The organism is Moritella sp. 24 (assembly GCF_018219155.1).
Taxonomy (GTDB): Bacteria; Pseudomonadota; Gammaproteobacteria; order Enterobacterales; family Moritellaceae; genus Moritella.
In genome coordinates this window covers 1,692,755-1,716,937 of record NZ_CP056123.1, presented here as the reverse complement: position 1 = coordinate 1,716,937, position 24,183 = coordinate 1,692,755, and the positions used below count along the sequence as shown (strand labels likewise).

The 24,183-nt window shown below is 40.7% G+C and carries 16 protein-coding genes; 3 read left to right on the top strand and 13 right to left on the bottom strand.

Going from position 1 to position 24,183, the window contains the following annotated elements:
- Positions 1–20: 20 nt before the first annotated feature.
- The 9 genes from HWV00_RS07735 to HWV00_RS07695 all read right to left on the bottom strand — a co-directional run bounded on the left by HWV00_RS07735 (position 21) and on the right by HWV00_RS07695 (position 11,786).
- Complete coding sequence (locus tag HWV00_RS07735; protein WP_211685523.1) at positions 21–1,406, bottom strand: DUF3131 domain-containing protein; 1,386 nt, start codon at positions 1,404–1,406, stop codon at positions 21–23.
- 24 nt (positions 1,407–1,430) lie between these two features.
- Positions 1,431–2,747 carry a DUF3131 domain-containing protein gene (locus tag HWV00_RS07730; RefSeq protein WP_211685522.1) on the bottom strand — a complete coding sequence of 439 codons (1,317 nt, stop codon included), beginning with the start codon at positions 2,745–2,747 and terminating at the stop codon, positions 1,431–1,433.
- On the bottom strand, positions 2,737–4,587 hold the full coding sequence (locus HWV00_RS07725; protein ID WP_211685521.1) for a glycosyltransferase: 1,851 nt from the start codon (positions 4,585–4,587) through the stop codon (positions 2,737–2,739). Before HWV00_RS07725 ends, HWV00_RS07730 begins: the two co-directional genes overlap by 11 nt.
- Before the next feature lie 21 nt (positions 4,588–4,608).
- Positions 4,609–6,267: a glycoside hydrolase family 9 protein gene (locus HWV00_RS07720; protein ID WP_211685520.1), complete on the bottom strand. Its 1,659-nt coding sequence runs from the start codon at positions 6,265–6,267 to the stop codon at positions 4,609–4,611.
- 9 nt (positions 6,268–6,276) lie between these two features.
- Complete coding sequence (locus HWV00_RS07715; protein ID WP_211685519.1) at positions 6,277–8,481, bottom strand: glycoside hydrolase family 2 protein; 2,205 nt, start codon at positions 8,479–8,481, stop codon at positions 6,277–6,279.
- 62 nt (positions 8,482–8,543) lie between these two features.
- Positions 8,544–8,999, bottom strand: a complete 456-nt coding sequence (locus HWV00_RS07710; protein ID WP_211685518.1) for an ATP-binding protein — start codon at positions 8,997–8,999, stop codon at positions 8,544–8,546.
- Complete coding sequence (locus HWV00_RS07705; RefSeq protein WP_211685517.1) at positions 8,974–10,230, bottom strand: sugar phosphate nucleotidyltransferase; 1,257 nt, start codon at positions 10,228–10,230, stop codon at positions 8,974–8,976. Before HWV00_RS07705 ends, HWV00_RS07710 begins: the two co-directional genes overlap by 26 nt.
- Before the next feature lie 12 nt (positions 10,231–10,242).
- Positions 10,243–10,575, bottom strand: coding sequence for an STAS domain-containing protein (locus HWV00_RS07700; protein WP_211685516.1), 333 nt, complete (start codon positions 10,573–10,575; stop codon positions 10,243–10,245).
- Positions 10,527–11,786 (bottom strand): PP2C family protein-serine/threonine phosphatase, encoded by a 1,260-nt coding sequence (locus tag HWV00_RS07695; RefSeq protein WP_211685515.1) that lies wholly within the window; start codon positions 11,784–11,786, stop codon positions 10,527–10,529. The genes HWV00_RS07700 and HWV00_RS07695 overlap by 49 nt, the downstream gene beginning before the upstream one ends.
- Positions 11,787–12,028: 242 nt before the next feature.
- Here HWV00_RS07695 and HWV00_RS07690 point away from each other — a divergent pair, with 242 nt between their 5' ends.
- Together HWV00_RS07690 and HWV00_RS21570 are read left to right on the top strand one after the other, a co-directional pair.
- Complete coding sequence (locus tag HWV00_RS07690; protein WP_255554960.1) at positions 12,029–13,027, top strand: hypothetical protein; 999 nt, start codon at positions 12,029–12,031, stop codon at positions 13,025–13,027.
- Between the two features lie 184 nt (positions 13,028–13,211).
- Positions 13,212–18,071: a calcium-binding protein gene (locus tag HWV00_RS21570; protein ID WP_211685514.1), complete on the top strand. Its 4,860-nt coding sequence runs from the start codon at positions 13,212–13,214 to the stop codon at positions 18,069–18,071.
- Between the two features lie 236 nt (positions 18,072–18,307).
- Here HWV00_RS21570 and HWV00_RS07680 read toward each other — a convergent pair whose 3' ends face one another.
- The 4 genes from HWV00_RS07680 to HWV00_RS07665 are packed head-to-tail and all read right to left on the bottom strand — an operon-like array spanning position 18,308 to position 22,380.
- Entirely contained in the window at positions 18,308–19,123 is an 816-nt protein-coding gene (locus tag HWV00_RS07680) for a hypothetical protein (RefSeq protein ID WP_211685513.1), read from the bottom strand.
- 13 nt (positions 19,124–19,136) lie between these two features.
- Positions 19,137–19,376 carry a hypothetical protein gene (locus HWV00_RS07675; protein ID WP_211685512.1) on the bottom strand — a complete coding sequence of 80 codons (240 nt, stop codon included), beginning with the start codon at positions 19,374–19,376 and terminating at the stop codon, positions 19,137–19,139.
- Between the two features lie 15 nt (positions 19,377–19,391).
- Positions 19,392–20,687, bottom strand: coding sequence for an HlyD family type I secretion periplasmic adaptor subunit (locus tag HWV00_RS07670; protein WP_211685511.1), 1,296 nt, complete (start codon positions 20,685–20,687; stop codon positions 19,392–19,394).
- Complete coding sequence (locus HWV00_RS07665) at positions 20,680–22,380, bottom strand: type I secretion system permease/ATPase (RefSeq protein ID WP_211685510.1); 1,701 nt, start codon at positions 22,378–22,380, stop codon at positions 20,680–20,682. The genes HWV00_RS07670 and HWV00_RS07665 overlap by 8 nt, the downstream gene beginning before the upstream one ends.
- Positions 22,381–22,730: 350 nt before the next feature.
- Here HWV00_RS07665 and HWV00_RS07660 point away from each other — a divergent pair, with 350 nt between their 5' ends.
- Positions 22,731–24,179: a DUF3131 domain-containing protein gene (locus tag HWV00_RS07660; RefSeq protein ID WP_211685509.1), complete on the top strand. Its 1,449-nt coding sequence runs from the start codon at positions 22,731–22,733 to the stop codon at positions 24,177–24,179.
- Positions 24,180–24,183: the final 4 nt, after the last annotated feature.

The window sequence follows — 24,183 nt, the reverse complement described above, 5'->3', positions numbered from 1 at the left end:
TTAAGTCACCCACCACGGTATTATATTTTACGAGGTAAGCACTGCCCCTCATAACCAAATGGTGATTCTAATGCTTTATCCCATAAACTTGGTAAAGGCTTGCTCTGGTATCTCATCAATTTACCTTGTTGTTTAAACAATAATATTTCGAGTAAAATACCGTTATTATTTGATGTGAAAGTATTAATTAAGCCAGTACCGTTTTCAAAGATACCTTCATAGAAGCCTTTTTCACGATCATATAAGTGAGAAATGTGATCAAACAAGAGATCTGTATACTCTGTATCCCATAATGCCCATATCCCCATCGCACCTTTCACTGCAACCGCTGAATATTGCGGTAAAAAATCACCGTTTTCTGAGATAGTGTTCCATGCATAACCATCAGTATAAATCGTGTCATAAACAAAGTAAGGCGCGCCAGCTAACTGATGCTCCGTACGTGCGGTAATGATACCAGTCGCTTCATATCTCGCTTCCTGTACACGATATATCTGTAGTGCAAACTCTGCCATCCATTCATTTGAGTAAGACGTATCAGGACCAGAGTGATCCGTCGATAAATCCCAACCCAACTCAATCCCATCAAGTACGTAACTCTCTGTTACTACATAACTATGGGCCTTTAATTTTCGTGGATCGCGAGTATCATAAGGCACATCATAACCATATAAATTAATAGTGTTATATGGTTCTGGCATTGATGCGCGTTTGGTATCGAAGCCCCACAATTGGAATCCTTTTGCCGCATATTCTTCGTAGCCTAAACGGCCTTCTTGCAGATACTGAACAGGCTTGTCTTTTTCAAGTAATGCACCAAACATTGTGCCAGTATCGTCAACGATGTTGCAGAAATTCCAACGTAACACAGCAGAATCAATACCAGTTGCGTATTCTGGATAACGATTTTTAATTAAATGTAACCAAATTAATAAACGCCCTAAATCTAAAGCTGAATAGCCAATTTCACCGGGCTGATTGGCATAATCCACTTTTGCCGCATTTTGGGTGTTATAAGCCTTATTTGGCATCTCGCCACGGAATAAATCCATCGTATTTAGCGTGGTAACAAAACGAATGATACGACGATCAAACTCTTCTTTCTCAATAATGCCAAGCTCTAACGCACTCGTCATCCCAGCCAAATAAGAAGCGGCATCCCACCAAGTAACAGAAGGGTAATCATTTACCGCATTCACTAAACCAGTTGATTCTTGATAATTATTCTCAAAATATTTCCAGGCAATTCGCGCCATATCCATTTCTTTTTCAGTCAAGTCGCCTTGACGTGCAGGTGGGATCGACCAGTGATTTTTTCTATCAACGATGTCATCTGAAAAATTATTATATTTACTGCCACAACCAGAGACCAGTAACCCAGTCAGGCAAACAATCGCTATCCGCATATTAAACTCCCTATGATATGCAAACTATCTCGCACCAACACGTAATAAAGTACCATTTTGAACATAGGCGAGAGATTCTAGAATAATACCATTGGTATTTGCTGTAATCGCCTTGTTAAGACTGCCATCGCTTTCGTAACGACCTGAGTACCAACCTTTTTGTACTGAATACAGGTCTTTGACGCCACCTATTAATTGCTCGGTATATTCAGTATCGTACAATGCGTACCAACCGAAGGAAGCTTTTGTAGATAAAGTCTTTAAATGTGACGCATCTTCACCTGAATCTGAAATAGCATTCCATTCCTTACCATCAGAAAACACGGTGTTATAAACAAAGTAAGGAGCAACGTCGACATTATCCTCACTTACCGCGGTTAGAATACCTAAACGTTCGAAACGATTTTCTTGCGCTTTATAGACACGATAAGCAAAGATTTCTGAAATACTATCAGCGCCAAACTCTAAGCTATCCAAGATATACGATTCACTGACCACGTAGTTGTGCGCGTGATATTTAGCGGGGTCACGGCGGTCGGTTGGAATATCAACACCATCAATGTTAACCATTTCTAAATAATCAATATATTTCATTGCATTAAAAACATCTAATCCCATTAAAGATAAGGCTTTTGATGCATATTCTTCATAACCGATACGGCCTTCTTGAACCAATTCTAATCCACCTGTTTTAGCAGGACGAGAACCGTACAGATAACCTTTATCGATGAGTGTACTCACATGCCAGTGATTCAAAATATCATTCACTTGCTTGTTATAATCAGGGTATTGCCAAATAAGAATGTTCAGAGGAACTAAAATACGGCCAATATCAATAGCAGACCAACCGATACCCTCTGCAACAGGGTTATTGGCATAATCCACCATCTCTAATGTTTTCGTGTTATAGGCTTTATTTGGTAACTTGCCTTCGATCAAAGGTAAACGTGCTAATGTATGTAGTACTTTTTCCATTTTTAAATCGAATTCAGCTTGGCTAACAATATTTAACTTTTCAGCACCAATAAGTCCCATTAGATAAGACGCGGTATCCCACATTGTTGTTGACGGATAACCATCAACTGAATTAACTAACCCTGTATTTGGCTGAACATTATTATCAAAATAACGCCATGCTGTTTTTGCCCATTCATATTCTTCTTCAGTTAGAATACGGCTCTCACGTAATGGAATAGGCTCTTCTGTCGTAAAAGATAAGTTACCTAATACTTGTGTGTATTCACGTGTTTCAATCGTAAAAGCAATGACTAATGCAGTCACTAACCCACCAATAAATACAAAATGGTGGCGCGCCTTAAGTAAATTCTGTTTAAACGCCATATTCAAGTCCCTCTGCTTCTTGTTCTTGTGTTTTTTCTGTTGGTGGTGTCCAAAATGCTGCGGCGATCATGCCCCACATCGCCATCATATTATTAATAATCCAAAAACTGTTCAGTACTAATCCTCCAAATGAGTAATCTCCATAACTACCCGTTGTATAACTAATCCACGCAAAACACATACTAAATAAACTTAATACAAACACCCCTATTTGCGGTGCAACTAACTTCCAGAAGTTACCGGTCTGACGCTCTTTTGGCGTTGTAGGGAAACTAATTTTACGTCCTCTTAATACTGTCCATAACGCCCGTAAATTGACGGGGAAGAAGGATAAGAAATTGGTTTTACCTTTATAACCCGCAACCCCCCATGTACCGAGTAGCATGGCAATTTCAGCAGTAATAACAAATGGTAAGAAATGCATATAAAACGTTGTATCATATGCGCTTACCGGTGCAAGACTGGTAAGGAAATAAACGATTGGACAAAGTAAGAAAATAATATTCCATACCGCGGATAGATTTGACCAGAAACTCGCTAAGTACATCGCCTTTTGCTTTAACGACATGCCTTTTTTAAATAACGGGTTATCGTTCATAAAGATATCAATCGAGCCACCCGCATATTTGAAACGCTGAACAGTCCAGGTTTGCAGATCTTGTGGTGATAACATTTTACTTTCGACTTCAGGATGTTGTACCGAACGCCAATTACGCTCTGTATCAGAATGTAAAACAATTGATGTGTAAATATCTTCTGATACATGGAACTTATAAGGTGTAAAATCAGTATCAAAGAGGATCTCTTGACGTAAGTTAGCCGAAATATCTTTGTCGACTTCTTTTTCTTTCGTCAATTTACGGATCTGTTTTTCAATCTCATCTTGTGACTGGCTAATTTGAGCACTATAACTACGCAATGCAGCTTCCATTACAGCTTCGCGGCGGTGAATAGAACCAGCACCACAGCAGAACGATGCATTTACCCAGTTACGACGACGTTGGATCACGTCATAAAACATCTGTGGATCATTAACAAAAGGGTCTTCCCCTAATCTTACTGGTCCGTAACATTTTTCAACTAACTTACCTAGACCATAACCAACACGGCCAGCTTTACCTTGTAACCAATCAGGTAGTCGTTGTCCTTCAGGTAAATCAAAGAACCATTGCGGAGTTTGCACCCAAGCAACATCAGGGTCACGAAAGTAGCCAAGCGTATGTTCTAAAATAGTCGAAAATGGGCGTGTATCTGCATCACAAATAACAATAAAATCACCGTAACTTTGTTCTAATGCATTTTTAAGATTACCCGCTTTAAAACCTTCGTTCGTTTGACGAGTGATATACTCAATATTATATTCTGCCGCTAACGCTTCCATCGACGGTCTACGCCCGTCATCTAGAATGTAAATTTTAGTCTCAATTTCAAAAGGATAAGTAATACTTAACGCATCTTCGATACTCAAACGCACAAGGTCTGGATCTTCGTCATAAGTAGGGAAGAATACATCAACGCTAATAGGACGATCCTCTTCTGTTTCGGTCACACACTCCGCAATCTTAAATGGGGGTGATTTTTTTGGTTCATCCTGCGTTTTCCATAAGTTGAACGTAAATAATACAGAACCAATAAACGCACAGGACTCTGCAAATGCTAACGGTAGCGAAAACCACAATGCATCATAATTAAGCGCAAAACTCCAGCGCCACCATAAATACCAAACCCCCAGTGTTAAGTTACACGTCGCTAAGTATTGATAAGCCAGTTCACGGCTAAAACTATATTCAACAGGTTTTGGCGGCTTACGATGCTCAAACTCTTTGAAATAAAAATCCATCTTCTCTAACTCCAAATAAGATTAATTAAAGTACGTATGATGTACAGCCAATAAGCCGATCAGACTGGCGTTATAATCAATCGCAAATTCATTCACTGCATAGGATTTTTCGCTATCAACATAACTCATCATCCCTTCCCCTTTTGGCGCGACACCCGCTTGTGCTTTTTCATTCGGTCCACCGACCATAAAGCCAGGTAAACTAACACCCGTAGAGATCCTGTATAGATGATGTAAATTACGCACGGCATAAGTGCCTGTGTTAGTCACAAAACTCATGTTAAATGCGTTCGCACCAAGCAAATAATCAATTTGAGACTGTACAACACTGCGATAATTATTCGTGTGTGATGACGCATCGGCAGAAGCCATTAATACACCTGCTTCAGCCGTCATTTTATTTGACCCCCAGATGAACTGCTGGTTTGCTATCGAAAAAGGTGAGTTTGCTGACTGGTCAGAATAGCGTTTAGCAACCGATTGTAAATCCGTCATTAATTGCTTAGTTAGTTCCGTGCCTTCAGACGCGATAAGGTGAAATATACCCATCAAAGCTGGATTTTTCCATTCAAAAATCCCCACTAGCTCCTTGTCGTATAACTCATTAAAACGAGAGCGGTATTTGCTTTGTCCTGTGCTTAAATATAATTCAGCAAGCGCCCATAAACGATCATCGACATCCGTATCTAAAGATGCTTCGCTATCCTCGGCGTTTTTGATATAAGGGCCAGAACCACTGTCATCACCCTTCTGCCAATCAATATATTGTTCTGGTTGTTGCTCTAAATAGCGCCAAGCATGAATTGCTGATTTCAAATAATCACGTGCTAAGTTAGGACGTAGCGGCTTTAATACACGAGAAGCAAATGCCATTGTCGCTGCAAATTTAGCTGTTTCAGGTGTGCTGATACCATAGATGTAGCGTACTTGAGTATCTTGCCAAGGTACTATTTTACCAGGCCACTTAGCGCCAGAGACTTTTCGATATACAGCGCCATCTTCACGTTGCATTTTACTTAACCAATCTAATCCATAAATAGCTTCGTCAAGTACCGCAGGTAACTCACTTCCGGTGTTATTTTTAGCCGTGAACAAGTCTGGTGCTTGATTATAAGCTTCAAGTAAGCGAGCCACTGTAATAGTTGTGGTTGCTACGTACTTGCCATAGTCACCCGCATCGTACCAGCCCCCAGTCATATCTAATTGGGTACCCACTTTATGAAAATCGTCAGTACGGAAGATAACAGCATCTTGGATATGACTTTTAGGTCTGCTCATGCCCGTCGCTTGATCCTTAATAACACTACCAGAGCGTTGTAAATACAGCGCTTTAACTAAACGGTCTGTTAGCCCTTGGTAAACATTATCAACAATTTGAAAAGGAGCGGATGTTGTCGAATTACTTTGTAATTGATACCAACCAGGTTGCGTTATATCAGAGAAGTTAATCACGTTTGATTGTGGTTCTGTAGATACGGTAAAGACTTGCTTTTCGGCTTGTCCTTTAGGATCCATTGAAACCAAGCTAACCAATTCGTTAGAAGGGTTTAACCAATATGCTTTTTTATCACCATCCGGTAAATAACCTAATTGATTAACAACTAATTGGTTGCTCGTTTCACTCATTGCAGAGCTAGAAAATGCTAAACCTAATAATGTAACGATGACGGTCCTTGCCATGGTTATCTCCTAACGATCTTGAGGTAAATACTCATTTCTACTAATTTCGTTATCATTTTGATCATATAAAACAATCGTGACCCAATCTGATAAACCCACTAATGGCTGTTTTCTTAGTACTTGATGCAATGTATTCGCACCGATGTTTAAGTTATTCATGACCCAAACATCACCTTGTTTATTATCCTTAATCATCATTTTTACATGTTGATAAGCCAATAAACTGTCGTTACTAATAGTCACTGAAATCCGACTATCTTCGCCTTCATTATTACGCTGTAAAATAGCTAATAGAGGCTGATAAGCACGTTGCATTGCAACATAACCGGGTTTGGCAATACGTTCGACATCAAGTACAGACCAAGTGATTGCATTCCAACTATCGTTAAACATAAATTGATAAATTGCAGCAAGCCCCAGCCCTTTATTTAATCTTAGTTGCTCGATTGCGTACTTGGTTACTAATCGTTGATATTCCTGACTATTTATCACAAATTGTGACAGAGATTCACCTTCATAAATTTTAGCTATTTGAAGGCTTTCGCGTGGTTGATAATTGTGGTAACTGAGTTGCTCAATAACCTTTGTTGAAAGCGGCCATTCAGGTTCTTCGCCTAACATATCGATTACAGCAGCATAATCGGGCATAGCTTGAGCGCCAAACTCACTAATAATAGCCGTTTTAGGTTTATTACTATAATCCTTGTATTTGCCTGAGTACCAGCCTAACCAAGGGTGTTCTGCAGTATAGGACGCTTTACGTACAATACGACCATCGTTTACTGTTGATAATTGCTGATAGACAGCTTCTGTTAATACACGGTTCTTATCTGATTTGTATGATGGATATTTGTATTTCATCCACGTCGCATCCCAAGGTGGCTCGTTCTGCCCACACCAAAATGCAATCGACGCATGATTATAGAGCATATCGGTCATGTCTTTTGCTTGTGATACCGCTTCGTTTCTGAATTCTGGCGTGTCGCTATAACCCCATTGCAGCGGAAAATCTTGCCACACAACCATACCAAGTTTGTCAGCTTGTTGATAAAATGCTTTTCCTGCTACATGCGCATGAACACGAATACTGTTTATATTTGCTTGGCGCATTAACGCGATGTCATTGGCATAATCATCTTCACTCACACCACCAAGCCACTGACTCGCAATATAATTAGTTCCTCGAATAAAGTAAGGAAGATCATTAACGTAAAATACCCCCTCTACTTCATCAAACCGTACTTTTTTAAAACCGATATTTTGCTGACGACTATCTGATATATTGTCATTAATATTCACGTTGACTGTCAACGAATACAAACTAGGATTACCCCAGTCCCACGGCCACCAGAGTGCTCGATCTACTCGTGGTAGTTGCCAATCAATCACTTGTTTTCCTTTGATGACTTTGGCTGTTATTTGGTACTTTTCGATATTACTGTGGCGACTAAGCGCTTCTTTAGTCCCCTGTTCAAGGTTATCTAAGTTAGGTCTTAGCGTTATCTCGAATGTTATAACCCCTTGATAATCACTGTCTAATACGATAGCGACACGACCTTCTGTTTGCTGGCTGTTTACATCAGCAACTTGCGCCGTTACTTTTATGTTGTCAATCGCAACTAAACCAGTTTTACGTAATATCACATCTCCCCAAATACCACCAGAATTGCGCTCTTGTCCACGATCAGACCATGCCCCACCCGGCCGTGTATCATGGTGATTAAGTACACCTTTAATCAGGGTTTTATTTAATGACCAATCTTGAGTTAACGTTTCATTAGGGCTATCAACTAATACCTCCAATTGATTACTACCACGCTTAACCGTATCTGTAATATCAAATGAAAATGGGGCAAAATAGCCCTTATGTGATCCAACTTCACGATTATTAATTCGTACAGTGGCTGCGTAATCGACAGCAGAAAAATCTAACCAGTAGCGATGAAGATTAGTTGAAGAGGTTGTTGGTGAAATCGATTCTTTACTGATAATTAAATGAGATGTGGGGATATTAAACTGCCGACGATATACAGCCTCACCTGCATGTTCTATACCTTCATTAGCCCAGTTATTTGGTACTCGAACACGATTATTTACGTGAGTGTTATCACTTGGATTTATCAATTCGAGTTGCCAATCACCGTTAAGTGATTGGCTATATGGCGTGATGTTATTACTGAATTTAAATGTGCTACATGATGTCAATAAAAGCATTATTGACATCATAAATGCAACTTTAACGCTCACACTCATCTTTTTATTACAACCACAGCTTTTTATTGAGACCACAGCTTTTTGTGAAACTCAAAGGTGTTTTTATTATCTTCACACGTATAAATTAAACTATCCGTTAGCTCTACGATGATGATAAAACCTCTTCCAGATGTAGTCCAAGTAGACTCATCATCAGGGTCTGGCACAACAAATTCAGCATTAACAGCCGCTTGAAATTCATTGCGATCCATTGCCTGACCAAAATCAGAAACCTCAATGACTAGTTCTGAACTGTCTTTAAAGTAACAAGTCACTTCAATAGGACAGCCATCTGCTAGTTCATAAGCATGTTCGTATGCATTATTGACTAATTCAGCAATGCACAATTCGATTTGCCCCATGACATCTTCTGATACGCCACTTTCAAGTGCAAATTTATTTACATCATTGGCAATGACTCTCGCTACATCATCAGAGCTATCGTAGCACTGCCTAAAAAGCTGCTGAAGGTTCGTCATCAGTTAACTCCTTATGCGTTAATTTTGTATCGGCCAATTTATTATTTTTCTTTAGCTCATCCGCTTTTAACTGGTCTCTAATCTGAGGGAGATACAGTGCAACTTCATTACGAATTGGAATTGGGTGTTGTGTTAAACGGCGATCTTTAACAATATTAATCGCGCCCATTTCAAGTAACGATTGCGAGAAACCATCATGACTAATGAAGTAATCACCAAACACCGTTTTGTTTTCAATATGTGCAGCACTCGAGATATAAATGTAGTCACATAATAAGCTATGCTTAACAACAGCCTCTGCTTCAATTGTACAGTTTGCACCAATCACCGCAGGTCCAACGATCGTACTACCCGGTCTAATATCACAACCACTACCTATTATTAATGGCGGGGTAATATTACATTTCTCGATATCAAAGACCGTGTTAATACCAAGCCAAACACCCGGTTTAACCTGTGTCCCTGGAATAGGGTAACCCGCAACTTTTCCATTCAGGATATCTTGAGTTACTTGCCAGATATCGCTAATATTGCCTACATCTAGCCATTGAAAATCCATATCCACGGCGCAGAATTTTATTTTATTTTCAACCAATAAAGGGAATAACTGGCTGCCAATATCAAATTCTTCATTATTAGGAATATAATCAAAAATAGCGGGTTCAAAAATATAGATACCGGTATTAATTCGATTCGATAATGCATCTTCAACTGCAGGTTTCTCTTGGAAGCAAGTAACCATATCAAAATTATCTGTTACTACAACGCCATATTTATCTACTTCTTCAGGTTCAACCTGACGCGTTATAATCGTCGCGATAACGCCTTTTTCTTTGTGTCGGCGCACGGCTTCTGTTAAATCTAAATCAATCCAAGCATCACCACAAACCACAACAAATGTCTCATCAAAAAAACCTGAGAATTGTTGAATTTTATTCATGCCACCAGCAGAACCCATGGCCTTAGTTTCAAACTTACCATCCCGAACTTCACCTTCGTATGAATACGTTAATTGCACATTAAAATGATGTCCATCACCAAAGTAATTTTCGATAACTTCAGCTAAATGACTCGTATTTACCGCGATCTTATCAATACCATGAGACGCAAATAACTGGATCATAGATTCCATCACCGGCTTACCTAAAATTGGTATCATCGGCTTTGGTATCATCTGTGTGATAGGTCTAACACGGGTACCCTTACCCGCGGCAAGAATCATTCCTTTCATTTTAAACCTCCATTAAGCATCGACAGCAACTGCATCATCAATGGTTTCATAACACGTGATTAATTGATCCATACGCGTCAGCTTTAATAATTCTTTTACTGCACGTTGCGGATTAACGACACTGAGTTTTTTACCTCGTAGCATTTTATAACCCGCCATAACGGCGCCTAGTCCACTGCTATCCATAAAGCGAACTTGAGTTAAATCTAATACTAAATGTGTATCCACATTTTTAGTTAACTCTGTTAACTCTGTTCTAAAACTTGGCGCTAAACGCGCATCAAAACGTTCTTCATTTATTTGAAGAACTGTGCATTGACCTTGGTTGATAATTTCGTGTTGCATGCGTGTTTCCCTTCTGAATAACCTGTCCATTCCACTGCTAAGACACTAACATCGTCATCAAATTGTGCTGATTCTTGCCAATCTCTGACTCTGTCAACGAGCAGTTCTGTTTGGATCGTTGTTGGATGATGTTGAAAATCGATTACTGCGTTTCTAAGACCTTCTTCTGAAAATTGTGTCGTTCCTTTTTCTGCCTCCGTTAAACCATCTGAATACATCCATACTTTATCTCCCGGCTCTAACTGAATATGCGCCGTTTTATACTCAACAAAATCAAAAGCGCCCACTACAAAGCTATCTTGACCGATAAATTCTGCTGAACGCTCTTCATTGTGTAACCAAACGAGCGGCGGATGTCCTGCGACAGAAAATGATAACAAGCCTGTTTTTACATTTAAGACTGAATAAATCATAGTGAAATAAAGTAAATTCTGATCATCGGTAATATAGATGTCATTTAACTGTTTAATCACTTTATGAGGTGGTGTAATTTCATAATAAGGTGCTTGAGAGGTGGTCGTTTTTAATCGTACGCCACTGTCCGTATTAGCGGTGATACTCTGCTGGATTGAGAACGACATTAAAGCAGAAGAGACACCATGCCCCGCAACATCAAGTAAGTAAAATGCAATGTTATCTTCATCTAATTGCATATAACCCAGCATATCACCACCAATTTGAGCGCTGGGAATTGAAACATAACTTAACTCTACACCTGTAAATTTACGCTTTGTCGGGAGTAAACGTTTTACAAGTTCACCCGCTGATTCCAAATCTTTCTTAATCGTTGCATAAGCCGTATCGAGTTTATTATTTTTCTCTGTAATCTCATTATGTAAAGATAGTGTTCTAAATCCCGCTTTTACACGTGCATCAACTTCATTAATATCTGCGCTTTTAACAAAGAAATCATCTGCTCCAGCATTAATGCCTTCGATAATGGACGTTTGATCATTTTTACCTGAAAGCAAAACGAAAAAAATATAACGATTATATTTTCCTGATTTAAGTGCTTTACAAAGCTCTATACCGTCCATGTTAGGCATAATCCAGTCACTCAATACAAATTGTATCTCTGGATGTTCAGCAAGCACTTCTAGCGCTTTCACGCCATCGGCTGCTGTTATAACATTGTAGCCACGCTTTATCAGAATTTGTGTCCAAACCAATAACATAGTTCGGTTATCGTCGACTAATAATATATTTTTCATTGAAAACCTGACCACTCTGATAATTTAAAATGCCAATAAACAAAGGAGTATATCTACACCAATAGTATTAATATTCGGCTCTTAACATCAGTCTAGTTAAGCACTTAATAGCTGCATACAAATAGATCTGAAGTTTGATCTGCTCCACAAATATAATTTTTGCAAGTAAGATTAACTTGATGTTATTACTCAATTAATAAGAGGATAGGACTCGTTTAAAGCTGTCAGTATGAAATCTAACAATGTATAGAATATTATCGCTAATCATCATGATTAGTTTTACGGTGCAATCAACAGGCTATGAAACAGAATCCTCAAGACGTGCACCAGCGGCATCCTCCCCAAGCATTAGTCCCTCGGCGTCATCAACGAGGTCAAACAAAAATACAAGTGAAGATGATTTAGATGTGATTTGGCAAGGAGTGAGTAGCTCATTCGCATTGCCGTTTGATAGCTGGGTTTATCAAGAAGGCAGTAATAACGATAGTTTGTTGCATGGATTAAGCGGTAATGTGGCCCTTGGAATTCCCTTATTAAAAACAGAAGCAGCTAACCTCCCTCCTGATGTGACCAATGGGCCAACAACAACGAATGCAACGGCAACCTTGTCATTAAAATACAGTATTTTAGGTAATTGGTTTGTTTCTGGCACCGTTTATTACTATATAGATCAAGAGCAACAGCAGCCTTGGAATCCTGATTTTACCTATGTATTTGGATACAGTGATTGGCGTCCCTATACTGTGAGTCTCATGTACGCTAACTACGGCGGTAACCGTTTTAAATCAACGCCAGACCAAGCTGTCACTAATTTTGATCAAGGTACCTGGTCATTAGGCTGGAAGTTTCCCATCACGAAACCGTTTGTTAATTGGTTATCCTTTACCGACGAAGGTGCAATAGGTTGCCAAGCAAATTATAATTACACCAAAGAGTATTTTGATCTCGCATCGACAAGTTATAAAGCCAACCATCAAACCGTCAGCCTTGGCTGTAAGTACGCTATTATTGGTAATTGGTATGTCAATGCGACGGCATTCTATTACTTTGACAGTGAACAAAAACAACCTTGGAATCCAGATTTTACTTATGGCTTTGGTTATTTTGATTGGCATCCCGGGACGATTACACTGCAATATAATAACTACTCTGGTAATAGATGGAGTTCAGCCGACCGTGCAGAAGGTACTGGCCGTTTCATTGATGGTGCAATTTCAATTTCATACTCTTTTACTTTTTAAATTTCATCATTTAAGTGTTTACTATTCCCTACTTTAGCTTGTATTTTTTAATTACCTCACACTTTCAGTTTTCCATTAAAAAAATTCGCTACAACAACAAATTATCTAACTATGTTTAATAATAACCCGCAAATTTAGTATGTAAATTTGGGTATACATTATTGAACAAATAGTAGGAGTTCATATGCAAGGAACGAATAGCAACGATAAAGTCATTGGTACATCAGCAGACGATAGCATCAACGTACTTTCAGGCAATGACCAAGTTAATGCCAAAGGAGGTGATGATTTCGTCACCGGTGGTGAAGGTAGCGATCGCTTAGCAGGTGGTGAGGGTAACGACACAATCTTCGGTGATGTGGATTACGCGACAGCCCCCGCAACACAACCCAGTGCAGATGATACTTGGGGTAACTCTCAATCTGTTTATAGCTTCACAGCATCAGAAAATACCTTACCTGCTGAGGAGATTAATCACAGTGTTCGCCTTAGCAACTATTTAGTTGATGACGTAAGCTCAATCACAGCCAAATTTACATTAGAACAACAAAATACCTCAGTTTTGGTCAATCTCACTGATAGTGACGGCACAGTCATCACATCGGTGCCTGCGACAGTAAATAACAGCGGCGAACTAGAAATTGATCTTGAACTCACAGCCGAGCAACTCGCGGCAGGTGAACTCGTTACTTTTACAGTGACAGAACCAGACGGAACCCCAATTACAGCAATTGAAAGCGTTGAGTTTCTCGCTAACAATATTTATGACGATACGATTAGTGGCGGTGATGGTAATGATAGCCTTTTCGGTCAACAAGGTTCGGATTCTATCTATGGCGGCGAAGGCGATGATTTTATCGATGGTGATATCAACGATGACATCCTGCACGGAAATGAAGGCAACGATGTATTAATTGGTGGTAATGGTGACGATACGCTTTATGGTGACTCAGGTAACGACACCCTACTCGGCAGCGACGGTGATGATAAACTTGACGGAGGATCAGGTGATGACTTACTACTTGGTGAGCTAGGTGATGACATCATTGTTGGTGGTGCGGGTCACGATACATTAATCGGTGATGACGGCGAAGACCAATTATTTGGTGGTACAGGTAATGACAAACTGTTTGGTGGTAATGACAACGATACCGTTTCAGGTGGGCTCGGCGATGATGAGATTCAAGGTGAATCCGGTGATGACCACCTTGAAGGCAATGAAGGTAACGATTTCATCTTAGGTGGTGACGGTGATGATTTCATTGACGGTGGTGCCGATGATGATTTACTGCTCGGTGGCGATGGCGATGATACCTTAATCGGCGGCCAAGGTCATGATCAAGTATTTGGTGAGGTTGGTGATGATCGTATTGGCGGTGGCGCGGGTAACGATCAATTGTACGGTGGTGAAGGCAACGATCAATTAGCTGGTCATGTGGGTAACGATCAGCTATTTGGTGGTGCCGGTGACGACCGATTAGATGGTGGTGATGGTGATGATATTCTCCACGCCAATGAAGGTAATGACACCATCATTGGTGGTGCCGGTGACGACACCGTTTACGCAGGTAGTGGTGACGATTTAATCTCGACAGGTGATGGTGACGATACCGTATTTGGTGAAACAGGTAATAATACCATCCGAACCGGCGATGGTGAAGATACTGTTTACACTGATAGCGGCAACGATATCATTGGTACAGGAGCTGGTAATGATACCGTTTTTGCTGGTGAAGGTGATAACAGCATTAGTACCTTAACCGGTGACGATACTATTTATACAGCATCAGGTGCAGATTCTATTGATAGTGGCGAAGGTAACGACATTATTTACGCTGGTGATGGTGATAATACTATCTTAGCGCAAAGCGGTGATGACCAAGTATTTACCGGTTCTGGTAATGATAGCATCCAAGCCGGCATTGGTGACGATGAGGTATACGCGGGTGATGGTGTTGATACGATCAGTGCGGGTTCTGGTAATGACATAGTATATGCGGGTGCGGGTGATGATCAGATAACGGGTGATCACGGTAACAATCAACTGTACGGTGAAGACGGTAACGATACAATCATCGCGGGCAGTAACGCGAGCGCTTTATTTGGTGGACAAGGTGACGATACCCTCACCGGTTCATCTGAATCAGATCAACTATTCGGGGGGGCAGATAATGACACCCTGCTTGGTCTACACGGTGATGATTACCTCGAAGGTAACGCTGGTGATGATAATTTAGATGGCGGAACAGGTAACGATACTATCGTGGCAGGTAGTGGCGATGATGTGCTAATCGGTGGCCAAGGTAACGACATTCTTATTGGTGGCACTGGCGCAGATACCTTAACAGGTGATGCTGGTGACGACATTCTTGTCGGTGGTGCTGGTAACGATAGTCTTGATGGCGGCACTGGTGTGAGTGAATTATATGGTGATGCCGGTGATGATACATTAATCAGTGCGAATGAAAACGACATACTCGGTGGTGGCGAAGGTAACGATACGATCACTGCTAATGGTGGTGATGACACTATTTATGCCGGTACAGGTAATGATGTCATTGATGCTGGTGACGGTGCAGATACTATTTATGGTGAAGCCGGTAATAATACCATCACAGCCGGAACGGGTGACGATATGATATACGGTGGTATCAACCAAGATACCATTGATGCTGGCGATGGTAACGACAGTATTTTTGCGGGTGATGGACACGATACAATCACCGCAGGTAAAGGCGATGACCACATTGACGCTGGTGCAGGTGCTGACACACTACTTGGCGGTGAAGGTAATGATGCCCTATTTGGCGGTGCAGGTAACGATACACTTATCGGTGGTGAGGGTTACGATTTCCTCGCAGGTGGCGACGGTAATGATACCTTGGTTGATGACGGTCAAGATACACTACTTGGTGAAGGCGGTAACGATACGCTAACAGCTGCCGCAACAGGTAGTCATCAAATATACGGTGGTGCTGGTGATGATACGCTCATCGGTAGTGCACAAGCAGATACACTTTACGGTGGTGAAGATCAAGATACCATTCAATCTGGCGCGGGTGATGATATTGTTTTTGCTGGTTCGGGTGATGATAATATTGATACTGGATTAGGCGATGACATCGTCTACGGTGAAGATGGCACGAATACCATTAACCTTGGAGAAGGAGATAACATCTTATTTGGTGGTGCTGGCGCAGATACAGCCGTCGCAGGTAGTGGTGATGACCAACTCATGGGCGCAGGTGGTAACGATAATCTATCAGGTGGGACTGGTAATGACCAACTGGAAGGCGGAGCTGGTAGTGATACCTTATCGGGCGATATTGGTGATGATATCCTGCTCGGTGGCGATGGTAACGACACCCTACGCGGCGGTGATGGCGCAGATAAATTATTTGCAGGTACTGGCGATGATCAACTCTTTGGTGGTGCAGGTGCCGATGAACTGCATGCAGAAAGTGGCAATAATACGCTTTCAGGTGGTGATGATAACGACACGCTTTACGGCGCAGAAGGTAACGACGTTCTAAAAGGTGATGATGGGGATGACAGACTCGAAGGGTTCGATGGTAACGATACCCTAGAAGGCGGTGCTGGTGATGATACATTAAACGCAGGCAGTGGTGATAACCAACTTGACGGCGGCGCTGGTAACGATGAGCTGACAAGTGAAGGTGGTAATGACACCCTCTCCGGTGGCGAAGGTCACGATACTATCAACGCGGGTAACGGTCACAACACGATTAGTGGCGGTTTAGGCAGCGATATTATCACAGCAGGTGCAGGTAATGATATTATCAGTGGCGACGCTGGCAACGATACCATTAATGCAGGGAATGGTGATAACCAAATCACAGGTGGTATCGGTAACGATGTCATTTCCGCAGGGTCAGGTAACGATGCTATTAGCGGTGGCGCAGACAATGATCAAATCACCGTCAGTGGCGGTAATAATCAAATTCACGGTGATAGCGGTAATGATCAAGTCAGAACCGGTGCAGGTAGTGACCAACTATTCGGCGGTGAAGGTAACGATAAGCTTTACGCTGGTAGTGGCGATGATCTACTTGAAGGCGGGATTGGCGACGATAAGCTCTATGGTCAAAATGATAACGATCAACTTTCTGGTGGTCTTGGTGATGATTACCTAAGCGGTGGTTCAGGTACTGATACCCTACTCGGTGGCGAAGGTGATGATTATCTTCGTGGCGATAATGGTAACGATACCCTGTATGGTGGTGCTGGTGATGATACTCTCCGTGGTGCCAACCAAGATGATATCGTCTTTGGTGAAGAGGGTAACGATAGACTAACGGGTGACAACGGTAACGATCAACTTTACGGTGGTATTGGTGATGACCAACTACAAGGTGGTAGCGGTGAGGATATTCTTTCCGGTGGTCTAGGTGATGACTCACTTGATGGCGGTACCCAAAACGACAGTCTCGATGGTGGTGCTGGTAACGACCGCTTACAAGGTGGCAGCGGTGATGACCTGTTATTCGGCCAATCAGGTAATGACATATTAGATGGCGGTACCGGTAGTGATCAACTTTTTGCTGGCGCAGGTAATGATACCCTCATCTTCGATGTCACAGAAACAGAAAATACCGATGGTTCAACCGTTCACTTTAGTGGTGGCGCAGGTTTTGATGTCTTGGCGGTTGGTAGCGATGCTGATAACCAAATAATTGATATGACGCAAACAGCTTTCCAAGAGATTGAAGGCGTCGTCGTCAATGCCAGCGATGCGCAACTGAAGATATCCCTTGATAAAGTATTACTCAATGAGACTGCCGATGTAAGCAATAGCCAATTTGTTTGTACGGGTGCTGACAAACTGGATCTAAACGGCTTTAACTGGGAAGTATCCAACAGCAATGCAACTCTCAATGATGACCTACGCGATGCCTACGAAGCAAGTAACATTAATACAGATTCATTGTTCGGTTATACCTTTGCAAATAATGACGGCCAAGAAGTGACTATTTGGAGTGACAGTGAACAAGATAATATCAGCTTTAACGGTGCTGATGTTTAATCTTCAACAACAGCCTTAATCAATAATTTATTGACTAAGGCTACAGGTTATAAACTAAAAGCGGAGATATCATTCTCCGCTTTTTATATTCTCACTCCTCATACAAACTACAAACTACAAACTACAAACTACAAACTACAAACTACAAACTACAAACTACAAACTACAGGCATAAAAAAACACATAGAACCGCAATGAAAGCTGTTATATGTGTTAATTTAAAATTTCTATAGCGATTAACTACCTAGGCATAACTTCCGATTCTTCGCGGTAATCAAACTGTCATTTGAAATAACATAAAAGTAGTAATCATCTTTCATATTATTTGACTGAATATAAGTGCGAATATGATTTAAGATACTTTTGGCTTCATTATAGCGATATAAATAAGCTTTATCACATTCGTTCATGACATCTAAATCCACTTGTAAGCCATTAAACTGATTCATTAAGTCATCGACACGGGTTACATGAACAGCTTCCTTCGCTTCACTTGCATAGAGTATATCAAACGCGGCTTTTTTCTTTTCCCACGCCTCGACATCCCCTACTCGTGCTAATACTTGTTCTTCTTGTTTTTGAAGACGAGCTGACTCTAATTTCAATTGATCTCGTACTATCGCAAGCCCCGCTTGTTCAGCTTTAATTATTTTGTGCTGTTCAGCAACCGTTTTATCTAATTCTATTTGGAAGGAATTACGCAAGCGCTTAATATCACTTTCCTTTCGAGTTAACTGCGCACTCTGATACGACGATTTTAATTGCAATTCCTCAATCGTCTTACTCTGAGATCTAATTTTCTGCGTTAATTTATTATGTTCAACAGTTAATGCTTGCTTTGAACCTTGATTCGCTGACGTCAATGAGTCAATCAACACCTGCTGCTCAAGGATAATATTACTTTTCGCCACAAGTAGATCTTGGTCAGTGCTACGTTGTGAATAGTGCCAAATTGTACTACCCGCTAAACCCAAAAAAACGACCGTCGTTGTCGCCGCAAATGCCAATGCTTGATTCATTGGCATCGATAATCGATTCTGTTTCCTTTTCATCCTCACCCTCCCGTTAAGCGACATACAATTGCTTCGTTTTACATTGCGGACAGAAATAAGACTGAATATGAATACTCGAGTGGCAATGTTGGCAGATCATATGCTTTCGATCTTTACTAAAATACATACAAATAACACCGACAGGCCCCAATACGTACCCCAATAAAATACCGGCAACCAAATTACCTTTTTGATAGCCGATGTAAGTTGATAATAAGAAAAAGAATAAATAAAACCCTAACCAAAATAACATGCTACATCCTTATAATTATGTTTCTCTAAAAGCACGGTAATACGAAGTAAACAACGGGGCAGTAAAGTAATCCCACAGCGTCCTATCTTCTAATAAAATTAAGACTTCTGTCGGCATGCCGGGATACAAACTAATGTGTGTAAGCGCTTTTAGTTCCGCGTCATCCAATTTAATTTTAATACGGTAACCCGATTTTCCTTCATTATTTTCAGGGATCCGATCTGCAGCCACATAAATCACCTCCCCTGTTACAGGGGCTGTACTACGAATACTGTAAGCTGACAATCGTACTTTTGCTTTTAACCCCTGCCTGACCATATCAATGTCTTCGGACTTCACGATGGCATCAATAATCAAATTATCCCCTTCCGGAACAATCTCCATCAATACCGCACCAGCACCAACCACACCACCAACACTGTGTACATTAAGACCAACAACAGTACCTGCATGTTCACTACGTATTGTTACTTTTGAACGCGCATCACGTGCTACATTTAACGCTTGTAATACATCTCTTAGCTCTTTATTTATCACTTCCATTTGCATTGTGTATTGTTGTTTTAATTCGATATTTTCTGCTTTAAAGTCTTGCTTTAATGAGATAACTTGGCGCATCATCACTTCACTCTGAGCACTAAGCCCAGCTCTTTTCGCTATCACTTCTGCTTTATTGCGCTGCAATGCCATCACACGCGTTTTTGACACGTAACCCTTATCTAATAATCCAGATAACATCGTTAATTCTTGGTCAAGTAAATCCAATTGATTATCAATAGCAATGAGTTGATAACTCGTGCCTTTAATTTTTTCTTCTAACAATATTTTGCGTTGCGAGAATTGTTCAATACGTAATTCATTACGTAACATTTCTTGCTGATACTGCAATTGCTGACTAGCCATAATATTACTGTATTCAATACTTTCGATATCTTGAATAGTAGCTTCGGTCCACACCAAGGTACTGCTCTCATTTAGCTCCGAGGATAAACGGTCGTGCTGGGCCTGTAAAAAGGTGGCGCGTTGCTGCAATCGGAGAAAATCAGAATCAACTTGCCCACTCGCAAGCTCAAGTAAAATATCGCCCGCTTGCACTTTTTGTCCTTCAACGACATGAATTGATTTAACTAAACCACCATCAAGATGCTGCACCTTTTTATGCTGAGACTCAACAACGACAGTACCCGGAGCAATGGCTGCTGAACTCAATTTCATTGATGTGGACCAAGCTAAAAATCCACCAATAGTGACAGTAATACTTATACAGCCAGCAATAATGAGGCTACGCGTATCAAATAATTGTTTATCCATGTTTTTTCGCCTTTGTTGCTTCCATTGCAGCAGTTCCATTCATTGCACCAAGAAATTGCTCACACGTACCTGCTTTTTCTACTTTGCCGTCCTTCAATACAATGACCCAGTCCATCTGTCTTAAAAAGCCTGGACGATGACTGATCATGACGACAGTAATGTCATTTTCTTTACAATATTGCAGCACAATAGACAAAGCAACTTCACCTTCAGGATCAAGGTTTGAGTTCGGTTCATCAAGCACGAGTAATCTAGGATTAGAAAAAATAGCCCTTGCCAAGCCAATACGCTGTTTCTGACCACCAGATAACTGCAAACCTCCTTCACCTAAGTAAGTATCATAGCCCTTGGGTAACGAAATAATCAGTTCATGAATACAAGCAAGCTGTGCAGCCTGAATTATTTTTTCTGAAGGCGCATTCGAATAGCGACAGATATTTTCAGCAACAGTGCCAGCAAGTAACCCAACTTCTTGCGGTAAGAAGCCGATATGTTCACCAATTTCAAGTTCAGGCCATAACTCCATTGCGGCACCATCGATCTTTATGGATCCTACCGATGGTTTGTGTATACCCATGATCAGCGCGGCTAATGTGGATTTTCCCGACCCCGTATTCCCCATAATGGCAAGAGCCTGACCAGCTCCTAACTTAAAGTTAATATTCTGCAACACAGCTTTCTGTTGATTTGGAAATTTTAGCCCAACGTTCTCTAACCGTAATTCACCTTTAGGGACTGGTAAACTCGTTTTAGTACCCTCATCAAGCGCACCATCATTTAATAACTGCAGTCGCTTAAAGGCTTGCCAAGCACTGTACCAACCTTTCCAGCCCGCGACGGCTTGTTCAAATGGAGACAATAAACGTCCCATAATAATCGAACTCGCAATAATTGAGCCGGCACCCAATTCTTGCTGTAAAACTAACGTCACACCCACAGTCAAAATTGATACTTGTAAAAGGGTTCTAAAATAACGGCTTATCGCTAATAACTGACCTGTTCTTGCGTTCACTTGCCATTGTAGGCCCAATACTTGTTGATTCTTACCATCCCAGACTTTACCAATATTATCCGCCATTCCCATAGCTCTAAGCATCGGCGCATTTCTTAAAAAATCATTCAGTTCCATGCTTGTTTTCATCGCTAACTCTTGCGATTTGCCACTTGGCTTGCGTGCTGCATACATCATTAATAAGGCTAAAACGACAAACACCGCACTGCCAATTAAGGCCACAATGCCAAGGTAAGGGTGTAACATAAACAAGATCACAAGAAATACTGCAATCCAAGGAATATCAAAAATCGCAGATGTAGAGGGACTCACTAAAAAGTTTCTCAGCTCGGTGAGGTCTTGTAACCCTTGCTTGTGAATACAGTTATGTTTAGAAGATTGACGGATACTGTCTGCAAGTAACAATGGACTAAGTGTGAGGTCTAGATTTAGTCCTGTTTTTTGTAAAAGCAATGTACGGATGTGCTCAATCACAGCCTGCGCTGTTAATAAAACAAACGCGATAGTGAGTAACGCATACAGAGTATCTAAACTTGCGCTGCTTAGTACGCGGTCAAACAACTGTAAACTGTATATTGGTAGCGTTAGTACCAAAAAATTAATAGCGAGGCTAAATACAACAACATATACGAGGTTTTTTTTGCACGCATTAAATGCACTTTGTAGCTCATTTTTCAACAAGATAGATATCCTTAACAGCCTAAATCCCTTTTAAAAAGTATAGTAAATAAAATCGTACTATTTAATAAAATTCAGTGTTTTAAGATCAAGCTCACGTTTATGATTACTCACGAATGAAGATAGTAGGTAAAATTAAATGTCTATTCTAATATCGACATAATAAACTTTGTATTACAGGTAATTAAGAGCATTTTATATATGCTTAAGAGGTGTTTATATTCGCGCTTAATCTGAGAGTTTTCGTATTATCGATTAGCTTATGTAGCCTTAGTTCCCCTATCGCTGCAGAATCAAAACAAAACGAACAAACAAGCGAACCCGAAAAAATAAGTTTTTATGGGGGAAGAGTCGTGCCTCATATATCGGATAATGACAACCCAGTTGAAACATCAGTACCCGACAAAAAAGTCTCAAACCAACGCCGCGTGATACACCAGAATAGTGCTGTCGTGAGTACCGTCGCTATTGACGTTGATACTGATACTGATACTTCCAAGGTTACCGCACAAAAAAACAGAGTAATATCACCTACCCTATCTAACACCGACCCTACAAGTCGAATTAAAATCAACTCTGTAGTAAGTAATTCACTTAAAATTACAGTGCCACAAGTCACTTTAACGCAACAAAAAAATAGCGTCACAACAATGGCATCCACAACAGTCGTTGTTGAAAACAAAACACCATTAGATCGTAAAGAATTATTATTAGCCAAAAAAGCGCAATACTACATCGAACGTAATTGGAATAAAAAAACAGGGTTAATTGATTCAGTACAAGGCTATCACCATACAACCCTTTGGGATATAGCTAGCGGTATAGGCGCAATTCTCGCGTTAGATAATCTCGGCTTAATCACCAGTTTCGATGCAACCTCTCGACTGACCAAAACTTTAAAAACAATGATTAACATGCCACTATATAACAACGAATTACCAAATAGGGAATACAGCACGCAATCAGGTCGCCCTTCTGGTTCGCTGAGCAAAACAGCGTCTAATGGCAATGGCTGGTCTGCGCTAGACCTTGGTCGGCTACTTATCTGGTTAGAAATAACCAAACAATATAAGCCTGAATTAGCCCCGCTAATCAGTTTAATTACTGACAAATGGCAACTGAGTCGTGCCGTCGATAAACAAAGCCTATATGGTGAACTCAAAACGAAAAGATCTACATCCTACCGACAAGAAGGCCGTTTAGGTTATTTACAATATGCAGCACAAGGTTATCAATTTTTAGGACTCGATGTATCTGCCGCGTTTGAACCGAATAATGTCAACGTCATCTTGCAAGATGGTATTTCACTATATGTTGATCAACGAAACCTCCCTTTTTTCACTAGTGACAGTTATGTCCTACAAGCAATAGAATTAGGAAGTTCAGTATCCTGGTGGAATCAGCTAGATGCTGTCTATGAATTGCATAAGCAGTACTATCAACAAACCAGCACGCTGCAAATATTTGCTGAAGATTCCATGAACAGAAAACCATGGTTCTCTTATAATAATATTAATATCTATGGGCAACCTTGGCTTAGTACAAATACAAGAGGTAAACCAATATCCAACCCACAAATATTCAGTAATAAAATTGCATTTGCTTTTAGCGTATTATTTAGTGATGATTTTAGCCAACAGCTATCAGCGAAAGTTGTCTCAAATAGTTTGTCTACACGTGCAATACCAACAGGTCTATATCAAGATAGTACAACTAACACAGCGTTAAATATCAATACTAACTCGTTAATATTGGTGACATTATGGTTTAAATCACGCGGTAACATACCAATTTATCAATAGCCGG

Bases quoted from the DNA above. Each gene is read 5' to 3' on its own strand.
- HWV00_RS07700 (WP_211685516.1), bottom strand. From the start codon at position 10,575: ATGCAACACGAAATTATCAACCAAGGTCAATGCACAGTTCTTCAAATA.
- HWV00_RS07715 (WP_211685519.1), bottom strand. From the start codon at position 8,481: ATGCTTTTATTGACATCATGTAGCACATTTAAATTCAGTAATAACATC.
- HWV00_RS07680 (WP_211685513.1), bottom strand. From the start codon at position 19,123: ATGAAAAGGAAACAGAATCGATTATCGATGCCAATGAATCAAGCATTG.
- HWV00_RS07670 (WP_211685511.1), bottom strand. From the start codon at position 20,687: ATGGATAAACAATTATTTGATACGCGTAGCCTCATTATTGCTGGCTGT.
- HWV00_RS07695 (WP_211685515.1), bottom strand. From the start codon at position 11,786: ATGAAAAATATATTATTAGTCGACGATAACCGAACTATGTTATTGGTT.
- HWV00_RS07710 (WP_211685518.1), bottom strand. From the start codon at position 8,999: ATGACGAACCTTCAGCAGCTTTTTAGGCAGTGCTACGATAGCTCTGAT.
- HWV00_RS07690 (WP_255554960.1), top strand. From the start codon at position 12,029: ATGTATAGAATATTATCGCTAATCATCATGATTAGTTTTACGGTGCAA.
- HWV00_RS07730 (WP_211685522.1), bottom strand. From the start codon at position 2,747: ATGGCGTTTAAACAGAATTTACTTAAGGCGCGCCACCATTTTGTATTT.
- HWV00_RS07720 (WP_211685520.1), bottom strand. From the start codon at position 6,267: ATGGCAAGGACCGTCATCGTTACATTATTAGGTTTAGCATTTTCTAGC.
- HWV00_RS21570 (WP_211685514.1), top strand. From the start codon at position 13,212: ATGCAAGGAACGAATAGCAACGATAAAGTCATTGGTACATCAGCAGAC.
- HWV00_RS07675 (WP_211685512.1), bottom strand. From the start codon at position 19,376: ATGTTATTTTGGTTAGGGTTTTATTTATTCTTTTTCTTATTATCAACT.
- HWV00_RS07705 (WP_211685517.1), bottom strand. From the start codon at position 10,230: ATGAAAGGAATGATTCTTGCCGCGGGTAAGGGTACCCGTGTTAGACCT.
- HWV00_RS07725 (WP_211685521.1), bottom strand. From the start codon at position 4,587: ATGGATTTTTATTTCAAAGAGTTTGAGCATCGTAAGCCGCCAAAACCT.
- HWV00_RS07735 (WP_211685523.1), bottom strand. From the start codon at position 1,406: ATGCGGATAGCGATTGTTTGCCTGACTGGGTTACTGGTCTCTGGTTGT.